The organism is Verrucomicrobium sp. BvORR106 (assembly GCF_000739655.1).
Classification (GTDB): Bacteria; Verrucomicrobiota; Verrucomicrobiia; order Verrucomicrobiales; family Verrucomicrobiaceae; genus Verrucomicrobium.
Window position 1 is genome coordinate 113,390 of record NZ_BATR01000051.1, and the last position, 24,874, is coordinate 138,263.

General features: G+C 61.9%; 24 protein-coding genes. All 24 read left to right on the forward strand.

Annotation, left to right across the window (positions count from 1 at the left end; all coding sequences use genetic code 11):
* Positions 1 to 121: 121 nt before the first annotated feature.
* Positions 122 to 2,827, forward strand: coding sequence for a hypothetical protein (locus BV106_RS08020; protein ID WP_038163083.1), 2,706 nt, complete (start codon positions 122 to 124; stop codon positions 2,825 to 2,827).
* Between the two features lie 68 nt (positions 2,828 to 2,895).
* The gene (locus tag BV106_RS08025) at positions 2,896 to 3,441 is read left to right on the forward strand and encodes a transcription termination/antitermination NusG family protein (protein ID WP_051945392.1); all 546 of its coding nucleotides are present in this window, start codon (positions 2,896 to 2,898) and stop codon (positions 3,439 to 3,441) included.
* A 422-nt stretch (positions 3,442 to 3,863) separates the two neighbouring features.
* Positions 3,864 to 4,940 carry a 3-deoxy-7-phosphoheptulonate synthase gene (locus BV106_RS08030; RefSeq protein WP_038163086.1) on the forward strand — a complete coding sequence of 359 codons (1,077 nt, stop codon included), beginning with the start codon at positions 3,864 to 3,866 and terminating at the stop codon, positions 4,938 to 4,940.
* 51 nt (positions 4,941 to 4,991) lie between these two features.
* Complete coding sequence (gene rfaE1, locus BV106_RS08035; protein ID WP_038163089.1) at positions 4,992 to 5,978, forward strand: D-glycero-beta-D-manno-heptose-7-phosphate kinase; 987 nt, start codon at positions 4,992 to 4,994, stop codon at positions 5,976 to 5,978.
* A gap of 42 nt (positions 5,979 to 6,020) precedes the next feature.
* Entirely contained in the window at positions 6,021 to 6,974 is a 954-nt protein-coding gene (locus tag BV106_RS08040; RefSeq protein WP_038163092.1) for an FkbM family methyltransferase, read from the forward strand.
* Positions 6,971 to 7,819: a glycosyltransferase gene (locus tag BV106_RS35240; RefSeq protein WP_051945393.1), complete on the forward strand. Its 849-nt coding sequence runs from the start codon at positions 6,971 to 6,973 to the stop codon at positions 7,817 to 7,819. The genes BV106_RS08040 and BV106_RS35240 overlap by 4 nt, the downstream gene beginning before the upstream one ends.
* 27 nt (positions 7,820 to 7,846) lie before the next feature.
* On the forward strand, positions 7,847 to 8,455 hold the full coding sequence (locus BV106_RS08050; RefSeq protein ID WP_038163094.1) for a D-sedoheptulose 7-phosphate isomerase: 609 nt from the start codon (positions 7,847 to 7,849) through the stop codon (positions 8,453 to 8,455).
* Between the two features lie 30 nt (positions 8,456 to 8,485).
* A complete protein-coding gene (locus BV106_RS35245; protein ID WP_051945394.1) occupies positions 8,486 to 9,373 on the forward strand; it encodes a glycosyltransferase in 888 nt (295 codons plus the stop codon).
* Between the two features lie 12 nt (positions 9,374 to 9,385).
* Positions 9,386 to 10,507, forward strand: a complete 1,122-nt coding sequence (locus BV106_RS08060) for an acyltransferase (protein WP_038163096.1) — start codon at positions 9,386 to 9,388, stop codon at positions 10,505 to 10,507.
* Positions 10,508 to 10,558: 51 nt separating this feature from the next.
* Positions 10,559 to 11,248 carry a CmcI family methyltransferase gene (locus BV106_RS08065; RefSeq protein ID WP_051945395.1) on the forward strand — a complete coding sequence of 230 codons (690 nt, stop codon included), beginning with the start codon at positions 10,559 to 10,561 and terminating at the stop codon, positions 11,246 to 11,248.
* 28 nt (positions 11,249 to 11,276) lie between these two features.
* A complete protein-coding gene (locus tag BV106_RS08070) occupies positions 11,277 to 12,638 on the forward strand; it encodes an oligosaccharide flippase family protein (RefSeq protein ID WP_038163100.1) in 1,362 nt (453 codons plus the stop codon).
* A 3-nt stretch (positions 12,639 to 12,641) separates the two neighbouring features.
* On the forward strand, positions 12,642 to 13,520 hold the full coding sequence (locus BV106_RS35250) for a hypothetical protein (protein ID WP_051945396.1): 879 nt from the start codon (positions 12,642 to 12,644) through the stop codon (positions 13,518 to 13,520).
* 31 nt (positions 13,521 to 13,551) lie between these two features.
* On the forward strand, positions 13,552 to 15,090 hold the full coding sequence (locus BV106_RS08080) for a hypothetical protein (RefSeq protein WP_038163103.1): 1,539 nt from the start codon (positions 13,552 to 13,554) through the stop codon (positions 15,088 to 15,090).
* A gap of 20 nt (positions 15,091 to 15,110) precedes the next feature.
* Entirely contained in the window at positions 15,111 to 16,223 is a 1,113-nt protein-coding gene (locus tag BV106_RS08085; protein WP_265595439.1) for a glycosyltransferase family 4 protein, read from the forward strand.
* 7 nt (positions 16,224 to 16,230) lie between these two features.
* Entirely contained in the window at positions 16,231 to 16,920 is a 690-nt protein-coding gene (locus BV106_RS08090; protein ID WP_038163108.1) for a class I SAM-dependent methyltransferase, read from the forward strand.
* Positions 16,917 to 18,089 carry a glycosyltransferase family 4 protein gene (locus BV106_RS08095; protein ID WP_038163111.1) on the forward strand — a complete coding sequence of 391 codons (1,173 nt, stop codon included), beginning with the start codon at positions 16,917 to 16,919 and terminating at the stop codon, positions 18,087 to 18,089. Before BV106_RS08090 ends, BV106_RS08095 begins: the two co-directional genes overlap by 4 nt.
* Positions 18,082 to 19,278, forward strand: coding sequence for a glycosyltransferase (locus tag BV106_RS35255; RefSeq protein ID WP_051945397.1), 1,197 nt, complete (start codon positions 18,082 to 18,084; stop codon positions 19,276 to 19,278). Before BV106_RS08095 ends, BV106_RS35255 begins: the two co-directional genes overlap by 8 nt.
* A 6-nt stretch (positions 19,279 to 19,284) precedes the next feature.
* A complete protein-coding gene (locus BV106_RS08105; RefSeq protein WP_038163113.1) occupies positions 19,285 to 20,409 on the forward strand; it encodes a glycosyltransferase family 1 protein in 1,125 nt (374 codons plus the stop codon).
* 95 nt (positions 20,410 to 20,504) lie between these two features.
* The gene (locus tag BV106_RS08110) at positions 20,505 to 21,401 is read left to right on the forward strand and encodes an exosortase/archaeosortase family protein (RefSeq protein WP_038163121.1); all 897 of its coding nucleotides are present in this window, start codon (positions 20,505 to 20,507) and stop codon (positions 21,399 to 21,401) included.
* Between the two features lie 13 nt (positions 21,402 to 21,414).
* Complete coding sequence (locus BV106_RS08115; protein ID WP_038163124.1) at positions 21,415 to 22,164, forward strand: exosortase-associated EpsI family protein; 750 nt, start codon at positions 21,415 to 21,417, stop codon at positions 22,162 to 22,164.
* Complete coding sequence (larE, locus tag BV106_RS08120) at positions 22,154 to 23,005, forward strand: ATP-dependent sacrificial sulfur transferase LarE (RefSeq protein ID WP_051945398.1); 852 nt, start codon at positions 22,154 to 22,156, stop codon at positions 23,003 to 23,005. The genes BV106_RS08115 and larE overlap by 11 nt, the downstream gene beginning before the upstream one ends.
* Before the next feature lie 39 nt (positions 23,006 to 23,044).
* Positions 23,045 to 23,956, forward strand: a complete 912-nt coding sequence (locus BV106_RS35260; RefSeq protein WP_051945400.1) for a class I SAM-dependent methyltransferase — start codon at positions 23,045 to 23,047, stop codon at positions 23,954 to 23,956.
* Positions 23,953 to 24,705 (forward strand): nickel pincer cofactor biosynthesis protein LarB, encoded by a 753-nt coding sequence (gene larB, locus BV106_RS08130; protein ID WP_038163128.1) that lies wholly within the window; start codon positions 23,953 to 23,955, stop codon positions 24,703 to 24,705. Before BV106_RS35260 ends, larB begins: the two co-directional genes overlap by 4 nt.
* Before the next feature lie 36 nt (positions 24,706 to 24,741).
* A partial coding sequence (gene larC, locus BV106_RS39235; RefSeq protein ID WP_343123372.1) for a nickel insertion protein occupies positions 24,742 to 24,874 on the forward strand: 133 nt, incomplete at its 3' end.

The following is a 24,874-nucleotide window of genomic DNA, read 5'->3' on the forward strand; positions in this document are numbered from 1 at the left end:
GGGCTTGTAGTCACATCCTCTTCGAGGAAGAGCTTCGACCGAGCGCGGCACTTTCGTCAGTTCTCTCAGGTCTGGAGCAGATTCTTTGCACCCGTGGGAAGGGCAGGCTATCATGGCGGGAATGTATGTGTGGATCCGCCGACTGATCTTGCTGGTGCTGCTGGGCTCCGGCATCTCTGCGGCAGGGTACGTGCGGAGCGACGGGTTCTCCCGCAAATGGCGTGAGTTTGTGATCGAGCAGTTCAAGCACCGCGGGGTGTACTTGACCCTCGACCGGCTGACGCTGGATCCGTTTGAAGGCGTGGTGGCACGGGGCATCACCGTGTTTCAAGATGCAGAGCGCAAGAGCGTGGTCGCAGAGGTGGACCGTCTGCACCTGGATCTGGACTACGGAAAGATGCTGCGCAATGAGCTCTTCCTGGAAGGGGTGGATTTGCGGGAGGCGAATTTGTCCTTCGCGGTGGATCCGGACGAGACGGACTCTGAGGTGATCAAGCTGGAGGACATCAGTGCCCGGCTCTACATGATCGGGGACCGCATTGAGGTGAGAAAAGCGGAGGCCAAGCTCTTCGGCCTGGCCCTGCATCTTCGAGGCTCAGTGCTGAAGCCCAAGTTCACCGGGCAGCGGGAGGATCCGGAAGCGGCGGAAGAGCGCAAACGCCGGCGCATGGCCTTGCTCAAAGCCCGGCGGGGGTTGATTCTGGACACGGCCCGTGTGCTCAAGCACTTCGAGACGGCGGTGGCCCCCAATCTGGATGTGGAGATCACCGGGGACCTTGCCAAGCCCGAGGAGATGAATGCGACCATGCACCTCCGGGCGAGCAACCTCCGGCATGGCACTTATGTGTGTGAGGATCTAGATGTGCTGGCCAGCTACTCTGGCGAGACCGTGGACCTGTCGCACCTGCGGGTGCGGGATCGCCTGGGGCAGCTGGAACTGGCGGCGGCCTGGACGTTGGGGGGCAAGGACGTGGACTTTCACTTCCGCTCCACGGCGGATCTCCCCGGCCTGTGTGCAGCGGTCTTTGAGAAGGAGGCCTTCCGCGAGGTGGTCTTCTATGAACCCGTGAGTGTGCGCGCAGAAGGCATCTATCACCTCAACCAGCCGACGGCGGAAGGCGGCGGACTGCCTGTGAACTGCGTGGGGAGCGTGGATGCAGGACGGTTTGCGACCCGTGGCGAGATGCTGGAGGGGCTTTCAGGCAGCTTTGGCCTCTCTCCTGAGGGGTGGTATGTGCGCGATGTGCGCTTGAGGCACTCCACAGGGAGCCTCGGTCTGCAGGCCATGTGGAGACAGGGGGATGGCTTCAAGTATCGGGCACTGCTCCAGATGGATCCTCATGTCTTCCTGCCCTTTGCGAAGCTTCCGCAGACGCAGGAGATCATCAAGCGCTTCAAGTTCCGGCATGAGTCCAGCATCTTCGCCGAAGTGGAGGGGTCCGGGCCTTCCCCCGAGATTCCCAAGTGCGTCAACGTGGGCCGGGCGGAGCTGCACAACTTTGCCTACCGCGGCCAGGAATTCGAGCGCCTGAGTGCCGACGTCCAATTCAGCGGGCCCAGGCACAACTACACGAACGTGGAGATCGAGCGCAAAGAGGGCCGCGCCACCGCCCGGGAAGTGCGCTGTGACGATGTGGCGAAGACGGTGCAACTGACCGGGGTGCTCGCTGACCTGGATCCCGTGGCCCTGACCAGTTGTTTCAACGAACAGACCGCAGCGGCGATCAAGCGCTACCGTTTTGACAAGAATCCCCGCGTGGAACTGGACGGGCTGATTGGCTATAAATATGGCAACAGCGACTTCAAGGTGAAGTTCAAGTCCACCGGCACCGCCCACTATGTGCTGTGGGATGAGGACTACACGGTTCACTTGCCCGCCGGGGAGCTGAAGTTCAAAGGACGTCAATTGGGCTATGCGGTGACGGGAAAGGTCTTCGGTCAGGACATGGCCTGCCGCGGCACCGCCGATCTCACCCCGGATGTGCACGACTACACCGTGTCCTTCCAGTCGGGCATCTTCCCTTATGGCGTCTTTGGCAAGCCGCTCCCCTTCGAGAAGCTCACGGCAGAGGTGGTTTGCAAAAAGGGTGTGGCAACCTTCAACGCCGGGGCGCGGCTCTTCAACGGCAGCTTCACGCTCAAGGGGAAGATCAACGACGCCATTCGTCAGCCTGCCTTCGAGGGGGAACTGCGCATGAACGGCCTGAGTTTCAAGCGGTTCGCCCGCGTGTATTCGCCCTCCAACGACACTGAAGGGGACCTGACTGGCCATTTCATCTTCACGGGTAAACTGGGTGACTGGCGGACGCTGAAGGGACGAGGTGCGCTCATCATTCTCAATGGGAACCTCTATGCGGTGCCCATCCTCGGGCCGCTTACTCCTCTGATCGGAGCCATGCTGCCCAGACCCATGAGTGGCTACAACCTCGCCAAGGAGGCGGATTGCACTTTCCAGGTGGCCGACGGTTTTGTGAGGACGGACGACCTGGAGGCTCTCACGGGAGTGTTTCGACTGGTTTCGAAGGGGCAGGTCGACTTCCTGGAGGATCGCATCAAATTCGAGGCGCAGGTCAAGTTCCGGGGCCTGCCGGGACTGGTGCTCTTCCCGGTCAGTGAGATCTTTGAGTATGTGGGGGAGGGCAGCGTGGGCGAGCCGATGTGGCGGCCGCGCTACTTCAGCACTACCCAGGAGAAGGAAAAGTTTCGCAAACCGGGAGAAGCTCCCGATGTGGAATCAACTGGAGGTGCCGTGCCCAAGGCCATCCCCGTCAGTCCGTCCTCCCGCAATGGTCGAGTCCCCGTCAGTCCCGCCCGGAAGAGTCCTTGATCTGGTCCAGCAAGATAGCCCTTGCATCCCTCTGCGGACGGGATGATGCACCGTAGCCCATCCCCACGATGCCCGAGACTGAGACAGCCCATTGGTATTGCGTTCATACCAAACCCAAGTGTGAACATCTCGCGGCGGCCTCCATGCGCCAGTTGGAGAATGTGGAGACTTTCTGTCCGCGCATCCGTTTTCAGCGCAGCACGCCCCGGGGCAAGGTGTGGTTTGTGGAGGCCCTCTTCCCCAGCTACTTCTTTGCCCGCTTCCTGTACTCGGCCTCTCACCGCGGGGTCAAACACACCCACAACGTCATCCGGATCGTGGGTTTTGGAGGGGATCCCGCTCCCATCCCGGACTTCACCATCGAGAGCCTCCGGGAGGAGATGCAAGGGGCTGAATTGCGTGAGGTGAAGTTTGGGGTGGAGGTGGGGGATACCGTGGAAGTGGCAGAAGGCCCGATGCGCGGCCTGAAAGGGATCGTGGAGAGCCTGGCCAGCGGTGAACAACGCGTGAAGCTACTCCTTGAGTTCCTCGGCCGCCAAAGTCTGGTGGAGGTGCAGGCATCCAAGCTGCTCAGCGAAAAAGCGCCGCGAGATGTGATGGCGGCGAAGAAGTGACGGCCACCCTCAGTTGGCGATTTCTAGATCGAGAGTGGAAAGAACGCTTGCAAAGCAGGAGTGGGAATTTTTTATTTTTACCGACCTTTTAACTTTCCAAAGAGGTTGCGCGCTATAGAATTACCATAATTGTGATGATTTCCGAATTTGAGACGTTGAGGATGCTTTTAGTGTCTGCGGCCGCTCCATCGGGAATCAGCAGCATAGCCCCCTTTACCGGTGCGCTTTGCCAGTAATAAAAACGACGTGCTGACGGCGAACGGTTCTGGCGAGGCCCAGTCGACCGGGGGCGGCAGCTTGGAAAAGTGGCAAGCGCCATCAATTGCGGCGCTCGGGGGCTGGTGAGATTTCGACGAATCACTTGCGCGGCGGCCCCACCCGCGGAATTTGCCCATCCCCCCTTTTCTACAAGGGACCCGATCATGAGTGACAAGCACCGCACAGACGACCTTCGCATCGAGCACATTCGCGACCTTGTGTCGCCGAGCATTTTCATGGACCAGATCCCTCTGGGGGAGGTTCACGAAGACTTTGTGACGGGCTCTCGTCAGTCGGCCGAAGATATTCTGCTGGGCCGCAGTGACCGCCTCCTGGTGGTGGTCGGCCCGTGCTCCATCCATGACCCCAAGGCCGCGCTGGAATACGCGGAGCTGCTCCAGGAAGCCCGCCAGAAATACGCCGGCGAGCTGGAACTGGTGATGCGCGTCTATTTTGAGAAGCCGCGGACGACCGTAGGCTGGAAGGGCTTCATCAATGACCCCGGCCTGGACGAGAGCTTCGACATCAACACCGGCTTGCGGGAGGCCCGCAAGCTCCTGGTGAAGATCGCGGAGATGGGTGTGCCGGCCGGCACGGAGTTTCTGGATGTGATTACGCCGCAGTACATCGCGGACGTGGTGACGTGGGGGGCCATCGGTGCCCGTACCACGGAGAGCCAGGTGCACCGTCAGCTGGCATCCGGCCTCTCCATGCCCGTAGGCTTCAAGAATGGCACGGATGGCAACATCCAGATCGCACTGGACGCCATCGCGGCAGCCCAGGGCTCGCATGTTTTTCTCTCCGTGACCAAGCACGGCACGGCGGCGATCGTCCAGACCAAAGGAAACAACGCCTGCCATGTCATTCTGCGCGGCGGCAAGGCCTCGCCCAACTATGATGCGGCCAGCGTGAGCAACGCGGTGGAACAGCTTCGTTCCCGCGGCCTGCCTCCCCATCTGATGGTGGACTGCAGCCATGGCAACAGCCTGAAGGACTACAGCCGCCAGCCGCTGGTGGCGAAGGACATCGCCTCCCAGATCGCTTCCGGCAGCACGGGAGTGACCGGCGTCATGATCGAGAGCCACCTCTGCGGCGGCCGCCAGGATGTGAAGCCAGGCCAGGAACTCACCTATGGCCAGAGCATCACGGACGCCTGCGTCGCGTGGGACACCACGCTGGAGATGTTTGACGATCTTGCCGCAGCCGTCCGGGCCCGGCGTGAAATTGCTCCGAAAGCGTAAAGGGACCGAACCCCGGCCCGTCCAGACAGTGATACAGATTCCCGCCACCGCGTGACCTCAGCCGACCTCGACCGCTTCCGCCAGACCCGCATCCTCGTCATCGGGGATGTGATGCTGGACCACTTCGTCCGGGGCAACGTGCGCCGGATCTCACCCGAAGCACCGGTGCCGGTGGTGGAAGTCACGGAGGAGACTTTCAACCCAGGTGGAGCTGCCAACGTGGCCTGCAACATCGGTGGTTTCTCCAATCAAGTCTCTTTGATGGGGCGCATCGGGCGGGATCATGCGGCGGATCATCTGGGGCGCCTGCTTCAGAGTGAAGGCGTGGGCACCCAGTCCATGCTGGTGAGCAACACGATCCCGACCATCTCAAAAGCCCGCGTGGTGGCCCGGCAGCAGCAGATCGTGCGGGTGGACCGCGAGAAGCTCGTGGCCCTGACCGCCGAGGAGCTTGAGGAAGTGGAGCAGAAGCTGACCGCCGCCGCGGGCTCGCTGGATGCGATCATTCTGGAAGACTATGGCAAGGGGTTTATCACGGAGGCGCTCATGCGCACGGTGACCCGCATTGCCCAGGCCGCCAACATCCTGGTGACGGTGGATCCGTCTCCTCGCAATCCGCTGCCTTGGAGCGGGGTGAGCCTGGTGAAACCCAACCGGCTGGAAGCCTTTGCCGCGGCCGGGTTGGAAGATCACCATCTGGCCGTCCCTGCGGAGCAGAATGAAGAACTGCTGCGAGTGGGGCGAACCCTCCTGGAGCGCTGGGACACCCCCATGGTGCTGGTGACGCTGGGTGAGCAGGGCATGATGCTCTTCCGCCGTGATGAGGCCCCGCACCACATTCCCACGCGGGCTCGTGAGGTCTATGACGTGAGCGGCGCGGGAGACACGGCCATCGCCGTGCTGACCATGGCGCTGGCCAGTGGGATGGATCCCGTGCAGGCCGCAGACGTGGCCAACCATGCCAGCGGCATCGTCGTGGGCAAGCTGGGCACCGCCTGCGTGACGCCTGCGGAGCTGCTGGCGGCCTACGGCCAGTAAGCCCCCTGGTGGGCATCAGGACATCGTTTCCTGAATACATTCATGAACTACGTGTTTGCCAAAGAGGTTGGCCCGCTGCGGTATGTGTGGCGGAGGTGTCTTTGGAAGCTGCTCCAGACTCTGGACGGGCGCCCTTCGGACTACCCCCTGCCCACGGGATTGCGACTGCCTTTCCCGAGAGGAAACTTCTTCGCCTCGGACGTTTTCGTCACGCAGGGGTCCGTGGATTGGAATGCCGAGCACATCCTGGCGCGGTATCTGATGGAGCATCCGGGGGGGCGGCAGGGTGATTTCCTCGATGTCGGCTCGCACATCGGATACTATGCGCTGCTCCTGGCTCCGCTGGTGCGGCAGGTGTACGCCTTTGAGCCGGATCCGAGAAACCGCGAGGCCATGGCCCGCACGGCCGCCCGTGCCGCCAATGTGGAGGTGGTGGAAAAGGCGGTGGCGGATCAGGATGGCCTGGTGGGCTTCTGTGAAGGGGAGGCATCCTCCGTCAGCCATCTTGCCGACAAGGCGGAAGACGCCCAGCAGTCGGTGGAGGCGGTGACGCTGGATCGGTTTGTGGATGAACGGCAGCTCCGGCCCCTGGCGGTGAAGGTGGACATTGAAGGGTTCGACATCCTTGCGCTGGAAGGCGCGCGCCGAACGGCCCGCCAGCACCGGCCTGTCTTCCTGGTGGAGTTCAACCTGGAAGACGAGCGGCCCAATTCCCACGAACGCTTGGGCACGTTTCTGGACGAGGTGGGTTATGAACTTCTGGCCATCGTCAGAACCGAGGCCGGACCGTTTCGCTGTGAATACGAGTTCAAGAAGCTGTCCGCCTCCGAGGTGGCGGCTGCGCACACGAAGATGTTGTTCCTTGTACCTGCGGGGAACCGGTGGTTCGCAGTGTGCATGCAGCGCCGCCCGCGCTGGAGTTCCCTCGAACTCCGGCCTGCCGGCGTGGCTCGTGTGCTGACCGAGAATGTGCAACCCTCCAACCCCGAAGCATGATGAAAAGTTCGACGGATGAAGCCCGGCCGGCGGTTCACAAGGCGCCTGTGACGGGTGTGGTGGTGAGCTTCAACGAGGCGGATCTCCTGGAGCGCTGCCTGCCCTCGCTCGCCTTCTGCGATGAGGTGCTGGTGGTGAACATGGAATGCACGGACGCCACGCCAGAAGTGGCCGCCCGGCATGGAGCGCGGATGGTGAAACATCACCGCGTGCCCACGGTGGAACTGGTGCTGGAGTGGGCCTCCGCCGAGGCGAAGAATGACTGGATCCTCAGCATCGATCCTGATGAGGTGGTGGACCCCAAGCTGGGGCGGCAGATCACCGAGCTGGTGACAGGACCGGAAGAGCCCAAGATTGCCCGGGTGGAGCTGCCCTGGTTGTTCTACTTCAAAGACCACGCCCTCAAGGGCACCTACTGGGGAGGGGTGAACTACAAGCGGGGCACCATGTACCACCGCCACCGGGTCACCCATGTGCAGCATGTCCACCACCGACCCACCGCAAATGAGGGGTTTGAATCCCGCGCCATTCCGTGGGAGGGGGACAATGTCTTGCATCACTACTGGATGACCAGCTACGCCAAGTTCGTGGAGAAGCACCTCCGCTACATCAAGCTTGAAGGGCCCCGCCGCCAACACGCCGGGCAGAAGTTCTCATGGTGGAAGACCATCTGGGACACAGGCTTCTCCTTCGCCTGGTCGGTCATCCGGCGTCAAGGTTACAAAGATGGCATGGTAGGGCTGGGGTTGAGCGGTCTGTACGCATGGTATGTTGGTTCCAGCTGGCTCTCCCTGCGACGGCTGGAGAAAGAATTGAAAACTTCCCAGACCGCTCCGAAGGCGTAGATTCCGGCCCGCCACACACCCTATTTCATGAAAGTTGCTGATCCTTCCGTTGAATCTGAGTCCCTGATCCTCAACCATCTTGAGGACCATCTTGCCGTAGTCGCAGCGTTGAAGTCGTTCACGCCGCTCATCGATACCTTGTACCGTCGCATCATCGAGAGCCTGGAAGCGGGCGGGAAAGTCCTTTTCTTTGGCAATGGCGGCAGTGCCGCCGATGCCCAGCACCTGGCCGCAGAGTTCGTGGTGCGTTTCCGGCAGAACCGCCGGGCCCTGGCCGGAATCGCCCTCACCACGGATACCAGCATCCTGACCGCCGGCGGGAATGACTTTGGCTTTGAGAGCATCTATGCCCGCCAGGTGGAGGCCCTCGCCCGCCCTGGCGATGTGGTGATTGGCATATCCACCTCGGGCAACAGTGCCAACGTGCTGGCCGGTCTGGAAGAGGCCCGCAATCAGCAGTGTTTCACGGTTGCTTTCACTGCAGCTCAGGGCGGCCGCTGCGCTGAGGTGGCGGATCTGACATTCAAGGCTCCTTCGCCCACCACCGCCCGGGCGCAGGAATGTCATCTGCTAGTGGGGCACATTCTGTGTGACCTCATCGAAGAGCACCTGCGCTTGCAGGCTGGTGGCAGTTAGTCAAAGCGGTGGCCACGTTGAAAGGGATTCATGCAAACGGTGGCTGATCAGGAATCCCCGCTCAAGAACGTGTGGATGATCATCCCGGTGTACAACCGCCGGGAGATCACCCTGGGGTGTCTGGAGCACCTTGATAAGCTGGGGGTGCCGGACTGGTGCCAGATCGTGGTGACTGATGGTGGTTCCACTGATGGAACGGTGGACGCAGTGCGCGAGCGATTCCCCAGAGTGCAAGTGCTCCAAGGCAGATGGTGGTGGATGGAAGGCATCCGCGCGGGCATGGAGCATGCGCAAGCTCAGGGTGCCATGACTTACGTGTGGCTGAACGATGACTGCCGACCTACCCCGGGGAGCGTGGAGTCTCTGGTGAAACGGGCCCGGGAAACGGGGCACGTCTGTGGGGGCATCACCCGCTCTCCGTACGGGGTTTATGCGGGCATGCGCAAGACCTGGCTGGGCCTCCGTCCGCTGGATCTTTCAGGGCTGGAACCCGGTGGTGTGCTGCCGGGGGACTCGTTGGTGGGGAACTTTGTCGCCTGGCCGGGCAAGGTGGTGACCGTGACCGGGCTCCCGGATGCCGGGCGGTTCCCGCACCTCTGCGCGGATCACTACTACACGCTGGAAGCTGGCCGATGCGGTTTTCCCTGCGAGCTGGTAGGTGGGGTGGAGGCTGAAGATGTGCATCCGGACATGGGCTGGGCCCGGCAGTCGATTCTGCGCGGCGATCAACCGGTGGGCTTTGTGGCAAAATGGCTGCTTCAGTGGAATCCACGGGCCGGACTGCTGCCAGAACTGAGATTGCACCGTCGCTTTTGGGGGCCGGCGGGCGTGCTGATCCCGCTGGGACCGTGGCTGAAGAAATGGCTGCTCCTTTCCCTGCGCATCCTGCTCCCGCGGGCGGTGCGAACGCGGCTCTAACCAAACTATTTCATGAACTCGGGCAAACATGATGCCAGAAGGCTGCCGTCCCTGGACGGACTGCGGGCCATGGCCGCGATGATGGTGGTCTTCGCCCACTGTCAGGCCACGCAGGGCTGGCCGGACTGGCGGCTGCTTAATGAAGCCATCAAGACCGCCTCGGGCTTCCTCGGGGTGCAGGTATTCTTCGTGATCAGCGGTTTCATCATCACCCGGTTGCTGCTGCTGGAGAAGCAGGACGCCGGGGAGGTCTCGCTGCCGCGCTTCTGGTCACGGCGTTTCCTGCGGATCATCCCGCCCCTGGCGGTGTACCTCCTGTGTTTGTCCCTGTTGAAGGCTCAGGGGGCGGTGTCCATGACGACACTTTCCCAGGTGGGCAGTCTCTTCTTTTTCAGAAATCATCTCCCTGAAGCGGATGGCCTCAATGCCCATTGCTGGTCCCTGTCTGTGGAGGAGCAGTTCTATCTGGCGTGGCCGTTCTGCGTGGCGTTCCTCAAGGTGAAGCACCTGCGCGTGGTGGCGCTGACGGTCATGGCGATCTCCCTGGCCTCACGCACAGCCACAAATGCTCTCGGCGGCACGGAATGGCGCTGGCTGGTGTATCATGCGGACTGCCTGATGGCCGGGGCGCTGGCCGCCATCTGGCTCCAGGAGAAGGGGTTCTCGGTGATCAAGCCGCTGAATCGCCGTGGCCTCATCTGGCACTTCGTGGGCCTGGTGGTGCTGCTGGTCTTGAGCCGGGCCTGTGCCACCCAGCTGTCGCGTTTCTTTGCGCCAATCCAGCCGACCTTCGTGGCAGTGTTTGTGGCATGGTGGATTCTCCGACTGGTAAGTGTGCGTGAAGGGTGGGTGTACCGGGTGCTCAACACCCGGGTGGCCATCTGGCTGGGGGCCATCTCCTACAGCACCTATCTCTGGCAGCAGTTGGTGAGCGCCCCGGCCAAGAGCTGGCTGCACGGCACACCCTGGTTTGCCCATTTCCCGGTCAATGTGCCCATGTGCATCGTGGCGGGGGCGTTGAGTTATTACCTTCTGGAAAAGCCTCTCCAGCAACTTCGCCGACACTGGGATGCCTGGGTGGGCATCAAGTCCAAGACCCTGCCGGCGGCACCGGTGGAGCCAGCGGGGCGGTGAATGCGCCCAGACCGCTGCCGCCCGTCCAAACTAGATCAACTGTAATTTCCTATGGCTGAGAACCCGCTCGAAAAACACTGGCTGATGTCCAATCCTCTGTTGCGTGTCATCCGCAAGGTGGCCGCCCGGATTTACTACGACACCCTCATCCGCAAGACGCAGACCTTCGGGGATGTCACCTGGCTGGGAAAACCGGTCTGGCAGAATGTGCAGGACCTCTGGACCCTTCAGGAGATCATCTGCCAGATCAAACCCTCCCTCATCATCGAGTGTGGGACGAATCGCGGGGGCTCGTCATTCTTCTTTGCAACGCTTTTCGACCTCATGGGGACCGATGGGAAGATCGTCACGGTCGATGTGGAGAAGCTCCACGACATGAGCCATCCACGCATCACCTACCTGCTGGGCAGTTCCACCTCGGACGAGATCTACCATCAGATCAAAGCCATGGCGGATGGAGTGAAGGGCCCCATCCTGGTCATGCTGGACAGTGATCATTCCCAGAAGCATGTGGCCGGGGAGCTGGAGCGCTACGCACCCCTGGCGACCGTGGGGAGCTACTGCTTCGTGCAGGACGGCTGCATCGACACCGAGTTCATGTATCGCAAGGCGCGTCCAGGTCCGTTGCCGGCCATTGAGGAGTATGTGGCTGCCCACCCGGAGTTTCAGGTGGATCATGCGCTGTGTGAGCGGTTCGTGGTAACTCATCATCCTCTCGGCTGGCTGAAACGGGTGGCCTGAGGTGGCCTCGCGCTGATATCCGGACATCATGGAAGAATCCGCTCCAGATCCCGCCAAGCCGCAGTCGTTTCTCGCTTGGTTTCGCAAGAGTCGCGGCACGACGGTGGTGGCGAACATCGGCTGGCAGATTGCGACCAAGATCGTGACCACCCTGCTGGCGCTGGCAGCGGCGGGTTTTGTGGCGAGGGCCCTGGGTCCGGAGGGCATGGGGCTCTACCGGAACGGGCAGGCGGTGGCGGGACTGCTGGCCTCCGTAGGCGTGGTGGTGTCCCAACAGGTGTTGATTCATCGCATGTTGACGCATCCTGACCGCGAAGGCCGCTACTTGGGCTCTGCCATGATGCTGGTGGGCGTTGGGGGCTTGGTCGCCATGCTGGTGGGGGCATTGATCCCGTGGAGCTTTGAGGGGACCAGCGGCCGCCTGGTGGTGATGGCAGCGACGTCGTATTTCGTGATCCTATTCATGGTGCCCATGGCCGCCTGGTTTGAGTCCCGCATGGCCGGGCGCGTTCTGGCGGTGTCCAACATGGCAGGACTCGCTCTAACGCGGGTGTGGGAGATCGGCTGTTCCGTGCTGGGAGTTGGCGTCGTGACTTTTGCGTTCTCACAGCCGTTGGGCATGGTGATGATGTCGGCGCTCGTGGTGTGGGCCTATCGCCGACGCAACGACCGGCCCGCCCGCTTGGAGTGGGACCGCACTGCCGCCCGGGATGTGCTCACGGCATCGCTGGCGTGGGCCGGACTCGGCGTGGTGAACCATGCCCAGCTGCGGTGTGAATTGTTTTTCCTGACGGGGATGAAGGGGACGGCGGCCGGGGGGCAGTACAGTGCGGCCAGCGAGCTGGTGCAGCCCTTCCTGGTCATACCCGGGTTCATGATGTCATCCCTCTTTCCCAGCGTGGTCCGCTCTTATGCCGCGGATCATGACCTGGGGCAGGCGAGGCTGGTGCAGTACCTCAGGCTCAGTGCTGCGCTCGGGCTGGTCAGCGCGCTTTCCCTATCCGTGGCGGGTCCTTTCCTGGCTCACCTGATCTACGGGCCCAAGTTTGATGCCGTGGCTCCGATGATCCGGATTTTGGGATGGTACCTGGTCCCGGCATTTCTGGCCCCGCCCTGTGTGGCGTGGATGGTGAAGGAGAATCTGGGCTGGCTGGCAGCCATCTATTCTGTGGCTGGCCTGTTGCTCACGGTGGCCATTGATTTGACCCTGATCCCTGTGGCCGGTGCCATCGGGGCGGCGATTGCGACACCATTGGCTGCATTGTTGATTGGGACGGCGCTCCCGCTCCTTCATGCACGGACACGGTGGTTGGCCGCGACCCAATGGCGGGCACTCTTCTGGCCGATACCCGATCTGCAGGCGATCATTCCAAAGGCAAACAGGATTTGATATATGGGCATTGATCTCAACACGGTGCGTTTTCTCACCTGGACCAGGAGCCGGGGCGTGTCGTTCCGCAAGACGGCCATGCTGGGGCGCCAGGGCTTCATGGGGGTGAGGTCTTCCCAGCTGGCCAAATGGCAGGCGGCGGCACCCGAAGGCTCCCGGCCTGGGGTGGAGATTCTTGCCGATCCGCGGCAATACTGCGAGCCGCTCTTCAAGGCGCTGAACGCCGAGACGATTCACAGCTATGACTTCAGCAGCTACGAGGACGCCACCCATCTTTGGGACCTGAACGAAGCGCCACCTGAGGGTGCGCTGGGGGCGTACTCAGTGGTGTTTGACGGCGGAACGCTTGAGCATGTCTTTGATTTCCCCAGGGCACTCCAGGGGGCGCTGCAACTCCTCGAACCTGGCGGACACTATCTCTCCGTGACTCCGGCCAGCGGATGGTTCGGACACGGGTTCTACCAGTTCAGCGCGGAACTTTTCCAGCAGATCTTCACCGCAGGCAACGGATGTGAGCTGACGGCCCTCTTGATGTTTGAGGATCGGGAGACCGCGCCGGTCTATGAAGTGCTGCCACCCGGACCGGGGAGTGTCCGGCATAAGTTCACCTCCCTGCGCCCGGCGTCTCTCGCGGTCGTGGCACGGAAAGTCGGGCCCGTGCCTGACCGTCTGCGGGCGCAGCAGTCGGACTATGTCACCGCCTGGGAGGCGAAGGCCGCCGACAACGCGCCGGCAACGGCGGAACCTGCCCGCTCACCATTGACCTCCCTGGCAGGCGGACGATGGGGCGCAGTGATGCGACGCTGGCTGAAGAACCGGTATCTGGCCATGGGGGGAAATCCCTTCTTTGACTCCAGCATGTACCGGGAAGTGAAAATGTAAGTCCGCGAAAGGGACGTAGAATCGACACCGAATGAACAACCGGCTCATCACAGTCTTCGTCATGGTGCTGGGGCTGATCTGCAGCATCTTCGTGATCCTGCAGATCATCTTCAACCCCACCGGTGGTCTGGCGGGCCTGCTCAAGTACGTGGCCGTGCCGCTGGTCTTGGTCAGTTTCCTGGCACCGAAAACGGGGCTCGTCCTGCTGTGCTGGGTGAACTTCTACGCGGACTATTACAAGAAGCTGGCGGTGTACTACGGCACCTCCAGCATGATGACGGTGATGGAAGTGCTGGCGCTCTCCATGGCCATGGTGGGGGCCATCCTGCTGGGCACGACGACGCAATCGTTGTTGCGCGGGCCAGTGCCGGACCGGACGTCGATCATCATCTCCATCGTCTCCGTGGTCATGACGGCGATGTTGTTCTTCTCCGACTCCAGCGGCGGCATGAGCGGCCGGGTGCAGTATGCGATCAACGGGGGCCTCTATTTGGGGCTGTCCGCGGTCATGTGTTACCTGCTGCCAGACAAGGAGGCGGCCATGCGTCTCTGTCGCCTGCAGTTCTGGCTGGGGGTGCCGTGGGTGTTGTGGGCCTTGCGCCAGTACATCTGGGGCTTCACCGAGATGGAGTGGTTCTACGCCCGGAAGGGCTTCTCTCCGGTGCTCTCTGGTCAGATGCTGGGGGCAGGGGAGGAGGCCCGGCCCTATGGTTTTGCAGGGAGTTCGTCTGCCTATGGGGTGATCACCTACCTCTTCATGTTCGGGGTGTGGCATGCCATCCGGTATCCGAAGATGCGGGCCCTGTTCTGGCTCGGCACCCTGATTTATTTCATCGGACTGGTTGTGTCCACGCAGCGGACGATTCTGATCCTTCCCTTCATCACCTTCGGCGCCTATCTGCTGTTCCGCACGCCGGGAGGGACGAAGTTCTTCTACGGTGCGACGGCCGCGGCGCTTTTCACGGGGATTATGGCCTCGGACTTCCTCCTGGCGCGGCTCGGCGATGCCAATGACAGCATGCGCATTGAGGGCAGCGGCTGGGCGTCCAAGGTGGTGCAGGTGGGAACTTTTGCCGACCGTCTCAAGGGCTGGACCCGGTTGAAGAAAGCCAAGTCGTACAGTTTCTTTGGGAAGGGGAATGCGATCGTGGCCTTCGACAGCGATGACTACAGTCACGACGTGATCAACCGCATTTTGATCGACTACGGCATCGTGGGTCTGACCATCAGCATGGGTTTCCTCATCTGGGCGGCCAAAACCGTGCACACCTTCACCTTCCGCATTCGCAACCCAGAGGACCGGGATGTCATCGTCTTCGTGGTGGCTGTGGTCGGCGTGAACGGCATTGGCACGCTCATGTCGGGGAACAACACCCACACCGTTCCCATCAATCTGGTGCTGGCAACCCTCGTGGGTCTCGCCGCGGTGGTTTATCGCCGGGGCCAGGAGGCTGAGGCGGAGGAGGAGGCGCTGGTGGCAGCTGCGGCCCCTTTGCCGACAGGCTTGCCGGTCGCGGGGATCTCCAGAGAGGAGCGGGCCCGCATTCGTATGCGACCGAGCCGGAAATGATGGCACGGGAGTTCTTGCACATGAATCGTCCTGTCAGACTGCTCCTGGTCTCCTTCACCCTGCCACAAGTAGGGGGGCTGGAGACCATGGTCAGATTGATTGCCCGTGAGTTTGTTAAGCTCGGGGAGGTCGAGATCCGCATCGTGACACCGACGGCGGGTGAGTGGGATCCCCAGTTGCCCGACGTGACGGTGCATCGTCGGCCCTCGCTGGCCCAGCTTCAAGGTCACTACCAGTGGGCGGACGCGGTGTTCTTCAATCACTTCTATTTGAAGTTTGCACTGCCTTTGTTCTGGATGCCATCCAAGCCCGCGGTGCTGTCGATCTCGGGCTACACCCCGCCCGCGCAAGTGGAGCACTGGAAGCACCGCTGGATGGGGCGCCTGATGCTGGCCCTGCTCTACCGGGCGAATGCGGTGATCGCCTGCAATGCCTGGTGCCGTGACCTGCTGCCGGTGGAATCCACCATAGTCCGCAATCCTTACGATGAAGAACGTTTCGCGCTTCACCCGGTGGAGGGAGAGCGGCCGGGTGATCTGCTGTTTGCCGGGAGGATCACCTGGTCAAAGGGGTGCGAGGAACTTATCCAAGCGTTCGCCGATCTCCTGGGAGCCTCCCCGGCGGAGGACTCGCCCCGGCTTACCCTGGTGGGGGATGGCGAACTCCGAGAAGTGCTGATCGCCCGCGCAGCCAGCCTGGGAATTGCCCGCTGGGTGACCTTCACAGGGCCCACGGATGGCGAAGGCGTGGTGCGGGAAATGCGCCGTCACCGCATCCTGGTGGTGCCGTCTCGTTATCAAGAGCCCGTCGGCATTGTGGCGCTGGAAGGCATCGCGTCCGGTTGCGTAGTGGTGGGCTCCCAGGGCGGTGGCCTGGCGGAGACCATCGGGTCCTATGGCTTCACCTTTCCCAACGGCGATGTGCCAGGACTGACCCGGGCGCTGAAAGCGGCGCTGGCGTTGTCACCGGCAGAGCGCGCGGAGCGGCTCCAGGGACGTGAGTTGCACCTTGAACCCTATCGCGCCGGCGCGGTGGCCCGCGGCTATTTGAAGGTTGTGTCCGGTGTTCTGCCGCCGGATTTGCGAATGAGTTTCCCCGCCCTGTTCGCGGGCTCCCCATCATCCCTCCACTGAGATCCCCATGTTGCGATCCCTCTTTCGACGATTCTGCTACACCCAGAACACCATCCGCTACCGGGTGGAATGGCCCCGCCTGCGTGATGCCTTTGAAAAGATCCCCCGCGCAGGCGTGTTGTTTGACGGTGGCGCTGGCTCCGGCGAGTTCATGCGCAAGGCCCTGGTGGGCGGCTATGCGGAGAAGGGCATCGCCCTGGAGTTTGATGAGCCAACTTTCCAGGTGATGCGTGGCAACCTGGGGCGGCGTCCGGATGCGACGCTCATCCAGGGCTCCCTGCTGGAGGTGCCGCTGCCGGATCACACCGCGGACGTGGTGATGTCCACCCAGGTGCTGGAACACATCGAAGACCACCAGAAGGCGGCCTCGGAGCTCATCCGCGTGCTCAAGCCAGGCGGCCACGCCATCATCACCGTGCCTCATCCGCCGGAGCCCTTTCCGAATGACGGGCATGTGCGGGAGGGCTACACCGAGGCGGATCTGCGGGCGCTGTTTGAACCGCTGGGCATGACGCTGCTGCACACGGATTATTTCCTCACTCGCGGCACGGTGAACCGGTTCATGAAGGCAGACAAGCTGCCGGTGCACGGGGCCTTCGTCCCGGTGGCGCTCATTGACGCAGAGACCTCCCTGGGGCCGGAAGACCGACGTGCGGATCTCCCCTTTGGCATCCTGGGTCTGTTCAAGAAGGCATGAAGCTCCTCATTGTCGATCCCAACGTCAGTCTGACCAGCCCCTCGATGAAGGGGGTGGTGCGGTCCCTGCCGCGGTTCAAGGAGCTGGGCTTCGAGATCGAGGTCTGGTGCTGGTACTGCGATGAGGGGCTGCCGATTGACCGGATCGTGAAGCTCCCCGCCCTGGGGCGGTTGCACACCATTGGCGGCTATGTCTTTGCCCTCTGGGCGAGGCTGCGTGCCTGGTGGTTGTTCAGCAAGAAGCGCCAGCCACGGCCTGATCTCGTGTACACCATCGCTTGGTATCTGCCGGACTGCGACGTGTGTCATGTGCAGTTCTCCCCCTTTGACTGGGAGCTGCGTCAGCGGGTGCTGGGCATCAAGTCCCTGCGAGATGTGTATGAGCGGGTGGTGAACCTCGTGACCCTGGTGATGGCCCGGCACTTCCTGAAGACGACCACGGCCCGGTTGTTCATTCCCGCCTCTGATGCGGTGGCGAATGATCTCCGCGAGGAAGGTCTGGAGACTCGCATCCAGGTGCTGCCGAACTCCTACGACGCCGCGCGCTTCCATGAAGGGGTACGGCCGCGTTATCGGTCTGAAACCCGTCAGCAGCTTGCCCTGGGCCCGGAGGATCTGGTGTTTGTGTTCGCCAGCGCCGGGCACTATCGGCGCAAGGGTTTTTTCCTCGCCGTGGAGGCTCTCAAGATCGTGCGTCTGCGGCATCCTCGGGTGAAGCTGCTGGTGATCGGCGGCACGCCGAAGCGCCTGGAGGGGTTGCAGGGAGTTTTGAACAAGAACACGCCAGATTGGAAGGAGTGGATGCTCTTCTCCGGCATGGTGAATGATGTGGAGCGCTACTATGCGGCGGGGGATGCCTTTTTGTTCCCATCTTACTCCGAGGCCTTTGCCCTGGTGGAGGTCGAGGCCGCGGCTTCAGGGCTGCCGCTTTTTCTCACCCGTCATCATGGGTCGGAGATGATCCTGGATGACGGGCGCAATGGGCGGTTCATGGAGTTTGACCCGGTCCAGATGGCAGAGGTGATCGAACCCTTCGTCACCGGAGCCTGGCAGCCGGGAGATCTGCATGTGCACGCGGCCATGGATAGTGAGACGTATGCACGTCGTCTGGCGGATGAACTGCTCATGACCGCGGCCGCCAAGCCTAGAAACGAGGTGCGGGATGTCTGAGCCGACCTTCGTCATCGTGACCAAGGCCCGCGGTACTTTCTTCAAGCCGCTGTATGAGGCCTTTGCCCAGGCTCAACCGGAGGGCTGGCGCACCGTGCTGCTCTGGCCGGCGGAGCACCAGAGCGAGCATCCGGAAGAGTTGGTGACGCCCCGCACTGACAACCTTGAGATCGTGCCTTTGCATTCGACGAGTCATGATCTGAAGGCCAACGATGCCAGGATAGAAGGCCGGGCGACCCGCTATCAGACGCAGCTCCCGGCCCGCGAGATGTGGGCCCGGCTTGGGGAGCGGGATGTGCGGGGCATCTTGATCCATGAGTTTTCGCCCTTCACGCTGCAAGCACTCCTCTATGCCAGATGGCACCGGATTCCCGTCTGTGTCTCCACCGAGGTGGGACGGGGGAATGCGCAGTTCTTTGGGCGTCGCACGCGCTGGTGGCATGCTCTGTGGGGCAGATTGGTGAACGGGGTGGTGGCGTGCTGCCCTGCCGCGCATCAGCCGCTGAGCCGGAAACACGTGCCAACCGTCTCGACCTATCATGCGGTGGACAGCCGTCTCTACGTGCCGGCTGACCATGAGTCCAGCCAGGTGGTGACCTTTGCCTATCTGGGTCAGTTGATTCGTCGGAAAGGCCTCGACCTGCTTCTACAGGCTGCCGCCCGCCTGAAGGAAAACGGGGAGAGTCGCTTCCGGATCCGCCTCATTGGAGGAGGGGATGCAGGTTGGCTCCATGAACTCGCCCACGCCCTGGGCTTGCGGGAGCATGTTGAGTTTACGGGATTCCTGAGCGGGGCGGCCATCCGCGATGCATTGGCCAGCGCAGATGTCTTCGTGCTGCCCACTCGTCAGGACACATATGCCGCCGTGGTGCATGAAGCCACCTGTTTGGGCCTGCCCTTGCTCATCAGCAAGCACGCGGGGGCGGCCGAGGCGCTGGTTAGGCCCGGCCAGAACGGACACATTTTTGACCCGGAAGACATCGCCTCCTTTGCCGCGAAGATGCAATCCCTCATGCCTGCCCGGGTGAGGGAGCCCATGCGGAAGATCTCCCGTGAAATCGGCGAGTCACACAGCGCCCATGCCCGGGGTGCTGCTCTCTGGCAATGGATGGTGGATCATGCCCTGGTCACCACACGGCAGGGAGAGGCGGCGCTGGAGCGCCACCTCATGCAGGGCGCTGGACTTTAGGACAACATGGCAGTGACTCACCCAACCATTCTGCTGGCCCCCGTGCTCCGCGCGGAGAAATGGACCAGCATCGATCTGCACAAGGCCAACACGCTGGAGCAGTACGCCCGCTCTGCGCCGGACTGGCGGGTCGTGGACATCGCCCCCGAGGAGGGGCTGGCCCGCCTCCCATTTGGCAAGCGGATCATTCGTGATTTCCTTTATCCCTGGCACGCCCGGCGTATGGGGTCGCAATATAACCAGAACGGGACGCGGCCGATCCTGCATGTCATTGACCACAGCTACGGGCATCTCTGTGCGGCCTGGCAACCCAGCGTGGTGACCTGCCATGACTTGAACCATTTCACGGCACCGACTCTCACGGGACCCGCCCTGCATGCCTGGAGACTGCGGGTCAGCATGATGAAGCGGGCGGAGCGCATCTTCACCGTGAGCGAGACGCTCGCCAAAGAAGTTCGCCACCATCTGGATCTGCCGGATGAGAAAGTGGAGGTGGCTTACAATGGCATCGACACGGACGTCTTTCGCCCCCTGCCTCGGGAACAGGCCGCGGCGCGATTCCCGGAACTGGCGGCGCTGGCGGAGAAGAATCTGTTGGTGCTGAATATCGGGAACAACATCGAGCGGAAGAATTTGCCGACGCTGCTGAGAGCGGTGGCCCATCTCCGCAAGGAGCGGGGTCTGCCGGTCCAGCTCGTGAAGGTGGGTCCCAATCTGCGGGGGGATGGCTTTGGACCGATGATCGATGAACTGGGAATCTCGGATGCGATTGTCGATCTGGGAGTGATCCCGCCGACGGATGTGGCGTTGGTCTGCCAGCTTTGTCACGCGCTCTCCTTCCCCAGTACGTATGAAGGATTTGGGAGACCTACTCTCGAAGCCCAGGCCTGTCGTCTACCCGCCGTGCTGGCAGATGCCTCCTGTATGAAGGAAGTGGGGGGCGCAGGAGCCCTGTACCATGAGCCAAAAAATCCAGTGCAACTTTCACAATTTCTGGAAAAAGTAATGACGGATGCAGCCGTTCGTGAAAGGCTTTGCGATGAAGGGGAAAAAAACATCCAGGGCTTTACCTGGGAGGCACATGTGAAGAAGCTGGTTTCCGTTTACGAAGAGATCGCTGCCAAGGCATGAACACCCTCTCGGACACATCTGCCGCTGCCGCGCCCTCAGCCTCCCGGGTTGAGTCGGATGGATCATGGAAGCGGTGGATTCCATTAGGGTTGGTGATGCTGCCGCTTTTCTGGCTGGTCTTTATGTTGCCCTATGCGGCGGGCTACGGGGACTTCCGCCGCACCATCTTTAAGATGCTGCTGAACTCCTGGTCGGACCCCACCTGGCAGCATGGGGCGCTCGCTCTGCCCATGGCGGTCTTCCTAGGCTGGCGGCGGAGAAAGGAACTGGAGTCGCTGCCAGAGCAGCCGTCTGTCTGGGGGCTGGTGGTGGCCTTCGTGGCCATGGCCATGTACTGGGCGGGCTATCGCGGGAACTTCTACTACTTCGGCTATGCCAGCATCCAGCTCTTCGTGGCGGCCATCATCTTATGGCTCTGGGGCTGGCGGCAATTTCGCACGCTCGTGTTTGCCTGGTTTATCCTGGGGTTTGCGTGGCCCTATCTGTTTCTGGAAGACACGCTGGCCTTCAAGCTCCGGTACCTGATGGTCACGGTGACGGCCAAGGTGCTGAACCTTTTTGCGGTGGACACCGTGCAGGATGGCACCCGCCTGATTTCTGCGGCGACCTCCACGCGGCTGGAGGGGAGCTGGTTCCGCCTGAATGTGGATGGGCCTTGCAGCGGTCTGCGGTCGCTCTTCGCGTTGATCATGGTGTCGGCGTTGTTTGCGTACTTTCGCCAGCGGACGTTCTGGCGTCAGGTGGTGCTCTTTGCCATGAGCATTCCTCTGGCGATTGTGGCGAACATGATCCGGATTCTGGCCCTGATCGGTGCGACGATGTTGTTCGGGCAGGAGTTCGCCCTGGGCAAAGGGGAGGAGTACACCTCCAACTTTCACCTCATCACTGGAGTGGCCGTCTTCATCCTCGCCATCGCTGGCTTGATGGGTGTGGAAACGCTCCTCAACCGGGTGCTCGGTCCGGAGAAGCCCCGCTCTTACTTGAAAGACTGAGAGGCCAGATGTCATGATCTACCGCGCCCTCATCATCAGCCTGTTTCTCACGGCCACCGTCGTGGTCTGTGTCTATTCCCCGGAGATCCGGGGTGGACAGGAGTCGGGCGTGATCATGAAGCTGCCGGAGGATCTGACCAAGTTTGTCGCCGAGATGGAGGAGCCGGATCCGATAGAAAAAGCGCTGCTGCCGGAGGATACGGAATTTGCCAAGGCAAAGTACTATACGCCGACCTTGGACCTGAATCGACGCGATGTGGCCCACTGCTCCATTGTGCTCAGCGGTGCGGAACGCAAAAGCATCCACCGCCCGGAAGTGTGCCTCCAGGGGCAGGGGTGGAACCTGATGGAAAGCCGCATCATTCAGGTGGAGCTGGGGGATGGGAAGCGGCTGCGGGTGAAGGATCTGTACATTGAGAAACCCATCACGATGTCGGACGGCACCAAGCGCCAGCTGCGGGGTCACTATCTCTACTGGTTCGTGGGCACGGATGTCACCACGCCCAGCAACAGCGAGCGCATTTGGCTGACCCTCTGGGACAATGTGGCCCGCAACATCAACCACCGGTGGGCTTATCCCTCGCTGATGGCCATTGTGACAGAGGACTTCACCCCGGAAGAGGTGGGGCAGCGACGTCGGAACAGTGATGAGACAGTGGCAATGCTGGCGGACCTGATCCGGCAGCTGGCTCCGAAGTTTCAGAAGGGATTGATGCCAGACCGGCCTGATCAAGGCCATACGGCGATGAGTCATGGGAAATAACGGATTGGGTGACGTGCTCGTGGGGAAGCTGGACGCACTGCGCCGTCATCTGGCGGAGATGAAGCAGGCTGCGGTGGCCTTCTCCGGTGGGGTGGACAGCTCCCTGCTACTCAAGGTGGCGGTGGACGTGCTCGCGGATCATGCCGTGGGGGTCGTGGCCGTATCGGCCAGTCTGCCCAGACAGGAGCGGGATGATGCGGCGCAACTGGCGACGGCCATGGGGGCGCGTCTGGTCTTCCTCGAAACCCAGGAGGTGGACGATCCGGCCTACGCGGCCAACGCGCCCAACCGGTGCTTCCACTGCAAGGATCACGTCTATGCCGCTCTTCTGAACTACGCCCGGGAGAATGGCATCCCTCACATTCTGGATGGCATGAACGCGGAAGACACGCTTGATGTGAGACCGGGGCGCGCCGCGGCGAAGAAGCATGGCGTGTCCAGCCCCCTGCATGAGTTGGGCTTCAGCAAGGCGGATGTCCGGGAGGCCGCGAAGCACCTTGGCCTGCCGAACTGGGACAAACCTGCCGCCGCCTGTCTCTCTTCGCGCATCCCTTATGGAACCGCGGTCACCACAAACCTCTTGGCCCGTATTGAGGCTGCGGAGCTTTTTGTCCGGTCGCTTGGTTTCCGCGAACTCCGCGTCCGTCATCATGGCGACATTGCCCGTCTGGAAGTGCCCGCATCCAGCTTTGCTCAGGCCCTGGAGCGGCAGGCGGACCTGGTGGGTGGTCTCAAAGCTCTGGGATGGCTGTACGTCACGCTGGATCTGGAAGGTCTTTCCCAGGGAAGCATGAACAAAGTCTTGAAGACGGGGCGCGCTGCCGCGATGCAGGATCCCTGATCATCCCGCTGCCCCGGCAGCCACCCCAGTTGTCCTCCTATGAGCACGCCGAATTCACCCTCCCAACCGTCTCCTCAATCGGACGACCAGGCCCGGGCCATTGAAAAATGGGGCACGCAGCGGACGACGGATCTCAATCACGAGATCGAAGCGTCCGACCTGGCGGTGAATGAGAAGAATCGTGTCTGGTGGGAGAACCTGCCCATGACCTACGCCGACTGGGAGTCCCAGCAGCGTGAGCCAGTGAGCAAGGAGGACTTTGACCGGACAGACGCTTTCTACTTTGGCACCAACCCCTACATCCGGGAGCGGGTGGACTTTGCCTCCTTCGCTGGGAAGAAGGTCTTGGAAATTGGCTGTGGGGCGGGTTCTGCGGCCTGTGCCTTTGCCCAAGCCGGCGCTGTCGTCACGGCGGTGGACATCACGGAACAGGCGGTGAAGCTCACGAAGCGGAATGCGGAGCTCAAGGGCATCACCAACCTGGAAGTGCGGCAGATGGATGCCGAGAAGTTGGACGGCCTGGAGGAGGGGCAGTTTGACTTTGTTTACTCCTGGGGCGTTCTCCACCACAGCAGCAACCCGGAGCAATGCTATCGACAGGTGGCACGGGTGATGAAACCTGGAGGCACTGGCCTCATCATGGTGTACCACCGCAACAGCATGCGCTACTGGCTCAAGGGACTCTACTGGCTGGTGGTGAAGGGCAAGGTCTTGCAGGGGCACTCGTTCCCCAGCGTGCAGCGCTTTTACACGGACGGGTATTATCACAAGCACTACTCCGACACACAGTTCGCAGAGTCCCTGCATGAGGCCGGACTGGTGACGGAGCGTACCGCGGTCACGCACATGAGCTCCCGAATGATCCCCTTGGTGCCTGAAGGATTGCGCCAGTGGCTGAAGTCACGCATTGGCTGGCTGCTGGTCGCCCATGTGAGGAAAGCCGACGTATGAGCAACGGTTGGAACATTGAAGCGCTCCTGCAGGGAGTCGCCTCCGGACAGGTGGGGATCGAGGAGGCAACGGAGAGGCTCCGTTCACTGCCTTTCACCCAGGCACCGGGATTGACGTTGGATACGCATCGCGCCCTGCGGCTGGGCCTGCCAGAGGTAGTGTATGGGCGGCACAAGACGGAAGCGCAGATTCGCGCCGCTCTGGAAGGGCTGGTGGTCGCGCATGGCTGTGCTCTTGCCACCTGGGTCTCTGAGGCGCACGCAGCAGGTCTTCTGAGCGTCTTCCCGGACGGTGTGTATGATCCGACCTCGAGGTTGTTTCAGATCGGAAGGATGCCGGTTCCTGCCGTGGTGAAGACGGTGGCGGTGGTGTGCGCAGGTACCTCGGATCTTTCCGTGGCGGAGGAGGCGGCGCGCACGGTGGAGTTTGCTGGGCATCAGGCACTGAGGATTCATGACGTGGGGGTGGCGGGCTTGCACCGTCTGCTGGCCCGACTGGAGGACCTGAAGGCTGCCAGCGTCATCATTGCCGTGGCCGGGATGGAGGGCGCGCTGCCCAGCGTCCTGGCCGGGCTGGTGCGACAGCCGGTGGTCGCGGTGCCCACGAGCGTGGGTTATGGCACCAACCTCGGCGGACTCACCGCACTTATGGCCATGCTCACCTCCTGCTCCACTGGGATCGGCGTGGTGAATGTGGACAATGGTTTTGGTGCGGCGATGCTGGCGCTGCGTATTGTACAAGGGGGCTGATCTGCGAACCAGGCCCGGCCGACCTCGACTTATTTCATGAAGACTGCCTATTTTGACTGCATAGCCGGAGCCAGTGGCGACATGCTTCTGGGAGCGCTGCTGGATGCCGGCTTGAGCGAGGCCGATCTGCGGGCGGAACTGGCCAAGCTCCCCATCAGCGGTTGGGACA

What these genes read in the sequence shown, in the direction of transcription:
- BV106_RS08020 (WP_038163083.1), top strand. Translation starts at nt 122, where the DNA reads ATGTATGTGTGGATCCGCCGACTGATCTTGCTGGTGCTGCTGGGCTCC.
- BV106_RS08025 (WP_051945392.1), top strand. Translation starts at nt 2,896, where the DNA reads ATGCCCGAGACTGAGACAGCCCATTGGTATTGCGTTCATACCAAACCC.
- BV106_RS08030 (WP_038163086.1), top strand. Translation starts at nt 3,864, where the DNA reads ATGAGTGACAAGCACCGCACAGACGACCTTCGCATCGAGCACATTCGC.
- BV106_RS08040 (WP_038163092.1), top strand. Translation starts at nt 6,021, where the DNA reads ATGAACTACGTGTTTGCCAAAGAGGTTGGCCCGCTGCGGTATGTGTGG.
- BV106_RS35240 (WP_051945393.1), top strand. Translation starts at nt 6,971, where the DNA reads ATGATGAAAAGTTCGACGGATGAAGCCCGGCCGGCGGTTCACAAGGCG.
- BV106_RS08050 (WP_038163094.1), top strand. Translation starts at nt 7,847, where the DNA reads ATGAAAGTTGCTGATCCTTCCGTTGAATCTGAGTCCCTGATCCTCAAC.
- BV106_RS35245 (WP_051945394.1), top strand. Translation starts at nt 8,486, where the DNA reads ATGCAAACGGTGGCTGATCAGGAATCCCCGCTCAAGAACGTGTGGATG.
- BV106_RS08060 (WP_038163096.1), top strand. Translation starts at nt 9,386, where the DNA reads ATGAACTCGGGCAAACATGATGCCAGAAGGCTGCCGTCCCTGGACGGA.
- BV106_RS08065 (WP_051945395.1), top strand. Translation starts at nt 10,559, where the DNA reads ATGGCTGAGAACCCGCTCGAAAAACACTGGCTGATGTCCAATCCTCTG.
- BV106_RS08070 (WP_038163100.1), top strand. Translation starts at nt 11,277, where the DNA reads ATGGAAGAATCCGCTCCAGATCCCGCCAAGCCGCAGTCGTTTCTCGCT.
- BV106_RS35250 (WP_051945396.1), top strand. Translation starts at nt 12,642, where the DNA reads ATGGGCATTGATCTCAACACGGTGCGTTTTCTCACCTGGACCAGGAGC.
- BV106_RS08080 (WP_038163103.1), top strand. Translation starts at nt 13,552, where the DNA reads ATGAACAACCGGCTCATCACAGTCTTCGTCATGGTGCTGGGGCTGATC.
- BV106_RS08085 (WP_265595439.1), top strand. Translation starts at nt 15,111, where the DNA reads ATGAATCGTCCTGTCAGACTGCTCCTGGTCTCCTTCACCCTGCCACAA.
- BV106_RS08090 (WP_038163108.1), top strand. Translation starts at nt 16,231, where the DNA reads ATGTTGCGATCCCTCTTTCGACGATTCTGCTACACCCAGAACACCATC.
- BV106_RS08095 (WP_038163111.1), top strand. Translation starts at nt 16,917, where the DNA reads ATGAAGCTCCTCATTGTCGATCCCAACGTCAGTCTGACCAGCCCCTCG.
- BV106_RS35255 (WP_051945397.1), top strand. Translation starts at nt 18,082, where the DNA reads ATGTCTGAGCCGACCTTCGTCATCGTGACCAAGGCCCGCGGTACTTTC.
- BV106_RS08105 (WP_038163113.1), top strand. Translation starts at nt 19,285, where the DNA reads ATGGCAGTGACTCACCCAACCATTCTGCTGGCCCCCGTGCTCCGCGCG.
- BV106_RS08110 (WP_038163121.1), top strand. Translation starts at nt 20,505, where the DNA reads ATGCTGCCGCTTTTCTGGCTGGTCTTTATGTTGCCCTATGCGGCGGGC.
- BV106_RS08115 (WP_038163124.1), top strand. Translation starts at nt 21,415, where the DNA reads ATGATCTACCGCGCCCTCATCATCAGCCTGTTTCTCACGGCCACCGTC.
- larE (WP_051945398.1), top strand. Translation starts at nt 22,154, where the DNA reads ATGGGAAATAACGGATTGGGTGACGTGCTCGTGGGGAAGCTGGACGCA.
- BV106_RS35260 (WP_051945400.1), top strand. Translation starts at nt 23,045, where the DNA reads ATGAGCACGCCGAATTCACCCTCCCAACCGTCTCCTCAATCGGACGAC.
- larB (WP_038163128.1), top strand. Translation starts at nt 23,953, where the DNA reads ATGAGCAACGGTTGGAACATTGAAGCGCTCCTGCAGGGAGTCGCCTCC.